A 7,880-nucleotide genomic window follows, 5' to 3' on the forward strand; every position below is an offset into this window, starting at 1 on the left:
AAGCTTGGGCTGATGGCCCTGCAGGAAATGCAACTCCCTGTAGGAGCGGGCTCGCCCCGCGAAGAAGCCAACGCCCAATGGCCTGCTGAAGGACGGGATCATGGAACACCTGACCACCCTCAAAACCCTGCACATCCTGGCCACGGCGCTGCTCCTGCTGGGCGCCCTGGGCCTGGCGAGCTGGACGGTTCGGGCCCGCCGCCGGGGTGATGCCGAGGCCTACGCCAAGCTGCTGCGCAAGCCGCTGGTGTTCGTCTGGCTGGTGATGGGGGTGTGCCTGGTGAGCATGCCGTTCACCGGCTGGTGGCTGGTGCACCTGGTGGGCTGGCCGCTGGGGCAGACCTGGGTGCTGGCCTCAAGCGTCATTTATACGTTTGGCGCGTTTGCCGTGTGGTGGCTGCTGGTGCGGCTGAACCGGCTGCGCAAGGCCGAACTTGTGGGGTTGCGGTTTACCCTGGCGCTGGCGCTGTTCAGTGGGGTGTGTTTTGTGTCCATTGCCGGGCTGATGGGGGCCAAGCCGGTCTGAAGGTTCGGTTGTGCCCAGGCCGGCCCTTTCGCGGGGCCGGCCCAGGAATCCCTCACTCGCGCAACGAAACCACCGGCCAGCCACGCCGCTCGGCCTCGGCGCGCAACGTGGCATCGGGGTCTACCGCCACTGCGTGGCTCACCCGCTCCAGCAACGGCAAGTCATTCATCGAATCGCTGTAGAAATAGCTGTCTTCCAGGTTGAACCCGTTCTCCAGCATCCAGCGCGCCAGCCGCGTCACCTTGCCTTCACGGAAACAGGGTATATCGGTACTGCGCCCGGTATAGCGCCCTTCGTGCATCTCGCATTCGGTGGCCAGCAGCACCCGCACGCCGAGGCGCCGGGCGATGGGCGCGGTGACGAAGCGGTTGGTGGCGGTGATGATCACCAGCTGGTCGCCGGCATCACGGTGTTGCTGCAGCAGGGCCAGGGCCTTGGGCAGGATGATCGGCTCGATGCAGTCGCGCATGAAGTCGCGGTGCCATTCGTCGAGCTGGGCCGGCTCGGTGGCCGCCAGGATCTCCATGGAAAAGGCCAGGTAGGCCTGCAGGTCCAGGGTGCCATTGAGGTAATCCTGGTAGAAGGCATCGTTGCGGCGCTTGTACGCAACCGGGTCAAGGATGCCCCGCTCGCACAAGTAGTCACCCCAGGCGTGGTCGCTGTCGCCACCGAGGAGGGTATTGTCCAGGTCGAATAAAGCCAGGCGCATTGCGGTCACTCGCATCAGCCACAGGGAGGCCCGCAGAATACGGAGTTTTCACCTCGCTGCACATAAGCTTGGCGGGCGCGTTGCTGCGCTCGCAAGCTTTGTGGAACAATGCGGTGACATGCGTTTGCGAGGTTGCTGCCGTGATCGACCCGGATGGTTTTCGCCCCAATGTCGGCATCATTCTGACGAATGATGCCGGGCAGGTGCTATGGGCTCGACGGATCAACCAGGATGCCTGGCAATTTCCGCAGGGTGGCATCAACCCTGACGAGACGCCGGAAGACGCCCTGTACCGCGAGCTGAACGAAGAAGTTGGCCTTGAACGCGACGATGTGGAAATTCTTGCCTGCACCCGCGGCTGGTTGCGTTATCGTTTACCCCAGCGGCTGGTCCGCACCCACAGCCAACCGCTGTGCATCGGCCAGAAGCAAAAATGGTTTCTCCTGCGCCTGGTGAGCAATGAGCAGCGGGTGCGTATGGACCTGACCGGCAAGCCCGAGTTCGACGGCTGGCGCTGGGTCAGCTATTGGTATCCGCTGGGCCAGGTGGTGACCTTCAAGCGTGAAGTGTACCGCCGCGCCCTGAAAGAGCTTGCACCGCGTCTGCTGACGCGCGACTGACCACGGAGTTCGACCCCGAGCCATGCTCAATACGCTGCGCAAGATCGTCCAGGAAGTGAACTCCGCCAAAGATCTCAAAACGGCGTTGGGGATCATTGTCTTGCGCGTCAAGGAGGCCATGGGCAGCCAGGTCTGCTCGGTGTACCTGCTCGACCCGGAAACCAACCGCTTCGTGCTGATGGCCACCGAGGGCCTGAACAAGCGCTCCATCGGCAAGGTCAGCATGGCCCCGAACGAGGGCCTGGTTGGCCTGGTGGGCACCCGGGAAGAGCCGCTGAACCTGGAAAACGCCGCCGATCACCCGCGTTACCGCTACTTCGCCGAAACCGGCGAAGAAAAATTTGCCTCCTTCCTCGGCGCGCCGATCATCCACCACCGCCGCGTGGTGGGGGTGCTGGTGATCCAGCAGAAGGAGCGGCGCCAGTTCGACGAGGGCGAGGAAGCCTTCCTGGTCACCATGAGCGCCCAGCTCGCCGGGGTTATCGCCCACGCCGAGGCCACCGGTTCCATCCGCGGCCTGGGCCGTCAGGGCAAGGGCATTCAGGAGGCGCGCTTCGTTGGCGTGCCGGGCTCGCCGGGGGCTGCGGTGGGGCGTGCGGTGGTGATGCTGCCGCCAGCCGACCTCGAAGTGGTGCCAGACAAGGCCGTCGATGACATCGACGCCGAGCTGAAGCTGTTCAACAACGCCCTCGAAGGCGTGCGCGAAGACATGCGCAAGCTGTCGGCCAAACTGGCCACCCAGCTGCGCCCGGAAGAGCGTGCGCTGTTCGACGTGTACCTGATGATGCTCGAAGACGCGGCACTGGGCGGTGAGGTGATCGAGGTCATCAAGACCGGCCAGTGGGCCCAGGGCGCCCTGCGCCAGGTGGTTGGCGAGCACGTCAACCGCTTCGAGCTGATGGACGACGACTACCTGCGTGAACGCGCCTCGGACGTGAAGGACCTTGGCCGGCGCCTGCTGGCCTACCTGCAGGAGGCCCGTTCGCAGTCGCTGGTGTATGCCGACAACACCATCCTGGTCAGCGAGGAGCTGACCCCCGCCATGCTCGGCGAGGTGCCCGAGGGCAAGCTGGTTGGCCTGGTGTCGGTACTGGGCTCGGGCAACTCCCACGTGGCCATCCTGGCCCGCGCCATGGGCATCCCGACGGTGATGGGCCTGGTCGACTTGCCATACTCCAAGGTCGACGGCATCGAAATGATCGTCGACGGCTACAAGGGCGAGGTGTTCACCAACCCCAGCGAGGTGTTGCGCAAGCAATACAGCGACGTGGTGGAGGAGGAGCGCCAGCTGGCCCAGGGCCTGGACGCCTTGCGCGAACTGCCATGCGTCACCCCTGACGGCCATCGCATGCCGCTGTGGGTCAACACTGGCCTGCTGGCCGATGTGGCCCGCGCCCAGCAGCGCGGCGCCGAAGGGGTGGGCCTGTACCGCACCGAAGTGCCCTTCATGATCAACCAGCGCTTCCCCAGCGAAAAAGAGCAGCTGGCCATCTACCGCGAGCAGTTGGCGGCGTTCCACCCGCTGCCGGTGACCATGCGTACCCTCGACATTGGCGGTGACAAGGCCCTGTCGTACTTCCCGATCAAGGAAGAAAACCCGTTCCTGGGCTGGCGCGGCATTCGCGTTACCCTCGACCACCCGGAAATCTTCCTGGTGCAGACCCGCGCCATGCTCAAGGCCAGCGAGGGCCTGAACAACCTGCGCATCCTGCTGCCGATGATTTCCAGCATCCACGAACTGGAAGAAGCGCTGCACCTGATTCACCGCGCCTGGGGCGAGGTGCGCGATGAAGGCACCGACGTGCCGATGCCGCCGGTAGGGGTGATGGTGGAAATTCCCGCGGCGGTGTACCAGACCAAGGAACTGGCGCGCCAGGTGGACTTCCTGTCGGTGGGTTCCAACGACCTGACCCAGTACCTGCTGGCGGTGGACCGCAACAACCCACGGGTCGCCGACCTCTACGACTACTTGCACCCGGCGGTGCTGCAGGCCCTGCACACCGTGGTGCGCGATGCCCACGGCGAAGGCAAGCCGGTGAGCATTTGCGGTGAGATGGCCGGTGATCCGGCGGCGGCGATCCTGTTGATGGCCATGGGCTTCGACAGCCTGTCGATGAACGCCACCAACCTGCCGAAGGTGAAGTGGATGCTGCGCCAGGTGAACATGAGCAAGGCCCAGGAGTTGCTGGCCGAGGCACTGAGCCATGACAACCCGCAGGTTATCCACAGCTCGCTGCAGTTGGCCCTGAAGAACCTTGGGCTGGCGCGGATGATCGGGCCTGGGGCCAACAAGACCCTATAGCCTGTGCCGGCCCTTTCGCGGGGCAAGCCCGCTCCTGTAGGAGCGGGCTTGCCCCGCGAAGAGGCCGGAAAAGCCAACCTCACACCTCCAGGCTAACCTCCCCCAAATGCCCGCCAAAAGGCCCGAAACTGCGCTCGATCAGCCGCCTTCTCCCCCGATCATCCACAATCAGCACCGTACTCGCCCGCGTCCCATAATTCTGGCTGGCAATAAACACGCTAGACAGCAACTTCTCGGTCGCCAACCCCACCCCCGTCTCGGGTAGCTCACCGTCCGCCGCCTGCTCGCCATCGGCCAGCAACGCCAGCAAGCGCTGTGGGTCCGGTGTCTCAAGCAGCGCTTGCAGCCCTGCACGCGCCTTCACCAGCTTCGGCCACGGCGTATCCAGCCCGGCATTGGATAGCCCATACACCCCCGCTTCCAACAAGCGCGGCGCCGCGTCGCGGGCATTCAGGTAGCCCAGTTGGCGCCCGTCACCCACCAGCAGGTTGAACCCCGAATACTGCCCGCTGCGGCCCGCTACTTCGTCGAGGTAGGCTTCAACCCCCAGCTCACCTTGCAGAAAGCCCGCCACCAACTCACCCCGCGAACGCGGCCCCAGCACTTGCTTGGGGTCGCGGATATTGGTCAGCGCGGCAAACCGCCCCTGGGGGCCTACGCCCAGCCAGGTGCCGCCAGCCTCCAGGTCGCGCCCGGCATGTACCCCGGGTGCATCGTCCCAGGCCGCCAGGGCCTGGGTTGGGCGGGCATGGAACTCGTCGCGGTTGGCCGCGACGATCAGCGGCAGGGCATGCCCCGGCCGCCAGGCGAAAACGATCAGGCACATAGGTCTGGCCCCTGTGTTTTTTGCCACTGTACCCACAGCGGCTGGGCCGATCCATCCTGTCACGAAGTTCACTAGAGCCCCGAGCCCGGCTTCCGTTACCATGCCGGATTGTTTTCACGGGGAAGCCGAATGGAATTCGTGCTCTATCTGCTGTTGGGCGCCTGTGCCGGTGTGCTGGCCGGGCTGTTCGGCGTGGGCGGCGGCATCATCATCGTGCCGGTGCTGGTGTTCAGCTTCACCCTGCAGGGCTTCGACGCCTCGGTGCTGACCCACCTGGCGGTCGGCACCTCGTTGGCCACCATCGTCTTCACCTCGATCAACGCCGTGCTCGAACACCACCGCAAGGGTGCCGTGCAATGGCCGATCTTCGCCTGGATGACCCTGGGCATCCTGTTGGGCGCCGGTATCGGCGCCAAGACCGCCTCTTTGATCCAAGGCCCGCAGTTGCAGAAGATCATCGGCGTGTTCGCCTTGGTGATCGCCGTGCAAATGGCCCTGGACCTCAAGCCCAAGGCCAGCCGTGGCATTCCCGGCAAGCCCGCGCTGATTGGCGCGGGCGGGGTGATCGGCTGGGCCTCGGCCATCTTTGGCATCGGTGGCGGCTCGCTGACCGTGCCGTTCCTGACCTGGCGCAGCCTGCCGATGCAGAAGGCGGTGGCCACCTCGTCGGCCTGCGGCCTGCCGATCGCCCTGGCCAGCGCCCTGAGCTTCATGCTGCTGGGCTGGCACGATGAACACCTGCCGCCGCACAGCCTGGGCTTCGTGTACCTGCCGGCGCTGGTCGGTATTGCCGTGACCAGCATGTTCTTCGCCCGCTTCGGCGCGCGCCTGGCGCACACGCTGTCGCCTCGCCTGTTGAAACGCCTGTTCGCAGCGCTGCTGTTCTGCGTTGGCCTCAGCTTCCTGATTTGAACCGAGAGGAAACCCCATGCTGCCTTACCCGCAGATAGACCCCGTGGCCGTGGCCATCGGGCCACTGAAAATCCACTGGTACGGCCTGATGTACCTGGTCGGCATCGGTGGCGCCTGGCTGCTGGCCTCGCGTCGTCTCAACCGTTTCGACCCCACCTGGTCGCGCGAAAAGCTCTCCGACCTGGTGTTCTGGTTGTCGATGGGGGTTATCGTGGGCGGGCGCCTGGGCTACGTGCTGTTCTACGACCTGCACGCCTACCTGGCCAACCCCACGCTGATCTTCGAGGTGTGGAAGGGCGGCATGTCGTTCCATGGCGGCTTCATTGGTGTGATGCTGGCGGCGCTGTGGTTCGGCAAGCGCAACAACAAGACCTTCTTCGAGCTGATGGACTTCGTTGCGCCCCTGGTGCCGATTGGCCTGGGCGCCGGGCGTATCGGCAACTTCATCAACGCCGAACTGTGGGGCAAGCCCACCGACGTGCCGTGGGCGATGATCTTCCCGCCCTTCAGCGACCCGGCCCAGCTGCCGCGCCACCCGTCGCAGCTGTACCAGTTCGCCCTGGAGGGCGTGGCGCTGTTCGTCATCCTCTGGCTGTTCTCGCGCAAGCCACGGCCAACCATGGCGGTGTCTGGCATGTTTACCCTGTTCTACGGCATCTTCCGCTTCATCGTCGAATTCGTGCGCGTGCCGGATGCCCAGCTGGGCTACATTGCCTGGGGCTGGCTGACCATGGGTCAGATTCTCTGCGTACCGATGATCCTGGCTGGCCTTGGCCTGATCTGGTGGGCTTATAATCGCAAACCCACGGCGAAACCCGCCTGATTATTCCCACGGCAGGGGTGATCCCCCTGCCGTTTTTGTTACAGGTAAGCCATGAAACAGTATCTGGACCTGGTCCGCGACGTCATCGAGAACGGCACGCTGCAGGAAAACCGCACCGGCATCCGCACCATCAGCCTGCCGGGCGCCATGCTGCGTTTCGACCTGCAGAAGGGCTTTCCGGCCATCACCACGCGCAAGCTGGCGTTCAAGTCGGCCATCGGCGAGATGGTCGGTTTCCTGCGTGGCGTGAAGAACGCCGGTGAATTCCGCGAACTGGGCTGCAAGGTCTGGGACCAGAACGCCAACGAGAACGCCCAATGGCTGGCCAACCCGTTCCGCCAGGGGCATGACGACCTTGGCGAAATCTATGGCGTGCAATGGCGCCAGTGGCCGGGCTACAAGCGCATTCCCCTGAGCAACCCGGCCGCCATCGAAATGGCCGAAAAGGCCGGCTTCCGCCGTATTGCCCAGGACGAAGAGGACGGCGTGGCGTTCGTCGTGCTGTACAAGGCCATCGACCAGGTGCGCCAGTGCCTGGACACCATCGCCAACGACCCGGGCAGCCGGCGCATCCTGTTCCACGGCTGGAACTGCGCCCAGCTTGATGAAATGGCCCTGCCGCCTTGCCACTTGCTGTACCAGTTCCACCCGAATGTCGAGACGCGGGAGATTTCCCTGACCCTGTACATTCGCTCCAACGACCTGGGCCTGGGCACGCCGTTCAACCTCACCGAAGGCGCGGCGCTGCTGTCGCTGTTCGGCCGCCTGACCGGCTACACCCCGCGCTGGTTCACCTACTTCATTGGCGATGCCCATGTGTATGAAAACCACCTGGACATGCTCAACGAGCAGCTCAAGCGCGAGCCACTGGAAGCACCGAAGCTGGTAATCAGCGACCGCGTGCCGGAGTTCGCCAAAACCGGCAAGTATGAGCCGCAGTGGCTGGAGCAGATCGAGCCGAGCGATTTCAGCCTGGAAGGGTATGAGCACCATGCGCCAATGACCGCGCCGATGGCGGTGTAGGTTGAATGTTGTCCTGTAGGAGATCACCCAGCCCTCTTGGGGCTGCGCTGTCGCGCAGCAAACATGATGGTGCACGACTTCATATCTGCGTTGGCGCTGACATTTTGCAAAAGAAAAGGCGTCTGGCCCGTTAGGGCCA

Annotated in this window: 8 protein-coding genes; 6 read left to right on the forward strand and 2 right to left on the reverse strand. The window is 64.3% G+C overall.

The annotated features are described in order from the left end of the window. The first annotated feature begins 100 nt into the window (after window positions 1–100). Complete coding sequence (locus F3J45_RS20290) at window positions 101–526, forward strand: DUF2269 domain-containing protein (RefSeq protein ID WP_167066877.1); 426 nt, start codon at window positions 101–103, stop codon at window positions 524–526. A 52-nt stretch (window positions 527–578) separates the two neighbouring features. Here the strand turns inward: F3J45_RS20290 and F3J45_RS20295 are convergent, their stop codons facing one another. Then, window positions 579–1,235 carry an HAD family phosphatase gene (locus F3J45_RS20295; protein ID WP_167066880.1) on the reverse strand — a complete coding sequence of 219 codons (657 nt, stop codon included), beginning with the start codon at window positions 1,233–1,235 and terminating at the stop codon, window positions 579–581. Between the two features lie 140 nt (window positions 1,236–1,375). Between F3J45_RS20295 and F3J45_RS20300 the strand changes: the two genes are divergently transcribed. Together F3J45_RS20300 and ptsP are read left to right on the forward strand one after the other, a co-directional pair. Next, a complete protein-coding gene (locus tag F3J45_RS20300) occupies window positions 1,376–1,855 on the forward strand; it encodes an RNA pyrophosphohydrolase (RefSeq protein ID WP_003249017.1) in 480 nt (159 codons plus the stop codon). 22 nt (window positions 1,856–1,877) lie between these two features. Beyond that, the gene (gene ptsP, locus F3J45_RS20305) at window positions 1,878–4,157 is read left to right on the forward strand and encodes a phosphoenolpyruvate--protein phosphotransferase (RefSeq protein ID WP_167066883.1); all 2,280 of its coding nucleotides are present in this window, start codon (window positions 1,878–1,880) and stop codon (window positions 4,155–4,157) included. A 79-nt stretch (window positions 4,158–4,236) separates the two neighbouring features. Here ptsP and F3J45_RS20310 read toward each other — a convergent pair whose 3' ends face one another. Next, complete coding sequence (locus F3J45_RS20310; RefSeq protein ID WP_167066886.1) at window positions 4,237–4,983, reverse strand: NRDE family protein; 747 nt, start codon at window positions 4,981–4,983, stop codon at window positions 4,237–4,239. Between the two features lie 129 nt (window positions 4,984–5,112). Between F3J45_RS20310 and F3J45_RS20315 the strand changes: the two genes are divergently transcribed. From F3J45_RS20315 to F3J45_RS20325, 3 genes are read left to right on the forward strand one after another with little or no spacing between them, the layout of a single operon-like run. Beyond that, complete coding sequence (locus tag F3J45_RS20315) at window positions 5,113–5,895, forward strand: sulfite exporter TauE/SafE family protein (protein WP_167066890.1); 783 nt, start codon at window positions 5,113–5,115, stop codon at window positions 5,893–5,895. A 16-nt stretch (window positions 5,896–5,911) separates the two neighbouring features. After that, window positions 5,912–6,718: a prolipoprotein diacylglyceryl transferase gene (gene lgt, locus F3J45_RS20320; protein ID WP_167066893.1), complete on the forward strand. Its 807-nt coding sequence runs from the start codon at window positions 5,912–5,914 to the stop codon at window positions 6,716–6,718. Between the two features lie 51 nt (window positions 6,719–6,769). Next, on the forward strand, window positions 6,770–7,741 hold the full coding sequence (locus F3J45_RS20325) for a thymidylate synthase (RefSeq protein ID WP_167066896.1): 972 nt from the start codon (window positions 6,770–6,772) through the stop codon (window positions 7,739–7,741). The last annotated feature ends 139 nt before the right edge of the window (window positions 7,742–7,880 follow it).

Source organism: Pantoea sp. Ap-967 (assembly GCF_011752565.1).
Taxonomy (GTDB): Bacteria; Pseudomonadota; Gammaproteobacteria; order Pseudomonadales; family Pseudomonadaceae; genus Aquipseudomonas.

Coding starts and splice junctions, on each gene's coding strand:
- F3J45_RS20310 (WP_167066886.1), bottom strand. CDS start 4,983: ATGTGCCTGATCGTTTTCGCCTGGCGGCCGGGGCATGCCCTGCCGCTG.
- F3J45_RS20325 (WP_167066896.1), top strand. CDS start 6,770: ATGAAACAGTATCTGGACCTGGTCCGCGACGTCATCGAGAACGGCACG.
- lgt (WP_167066893.1), top strand. CDS start 5,912: ATGCTGCCTTACCCGCAGATAGACCCCGTGGCCGTGGCCATCGGGCCA.
- F3J45_RS20290 (WP_167066877.1), top strand. CDS start 101: ATGGAACACCTGACCACCCTCAAAACCCTGCACATCCTGGCCACGGCG.
- F3J45_RS20315 (WP_167066890.1), top strand. CDS start 5,113: ATGGAATTCGTGCTCTATCTGCTGTTGGGCGCCTGTGCCGGTGTGCTG.
- ptsP (WP_167066883.1), top strand. CDS start 1,878: ATGCTCAATACGCTGCGCAAGATCGTCCAGGAAGTGAACTCCGCCAAA.
- F3J45_RS20295 (WP_167066880.1), bottom strand. CDS start 1,235: ATGCGCCTGGCTTTATTCGACCTGGACAATACCCTCCTCGGTGGCGAC.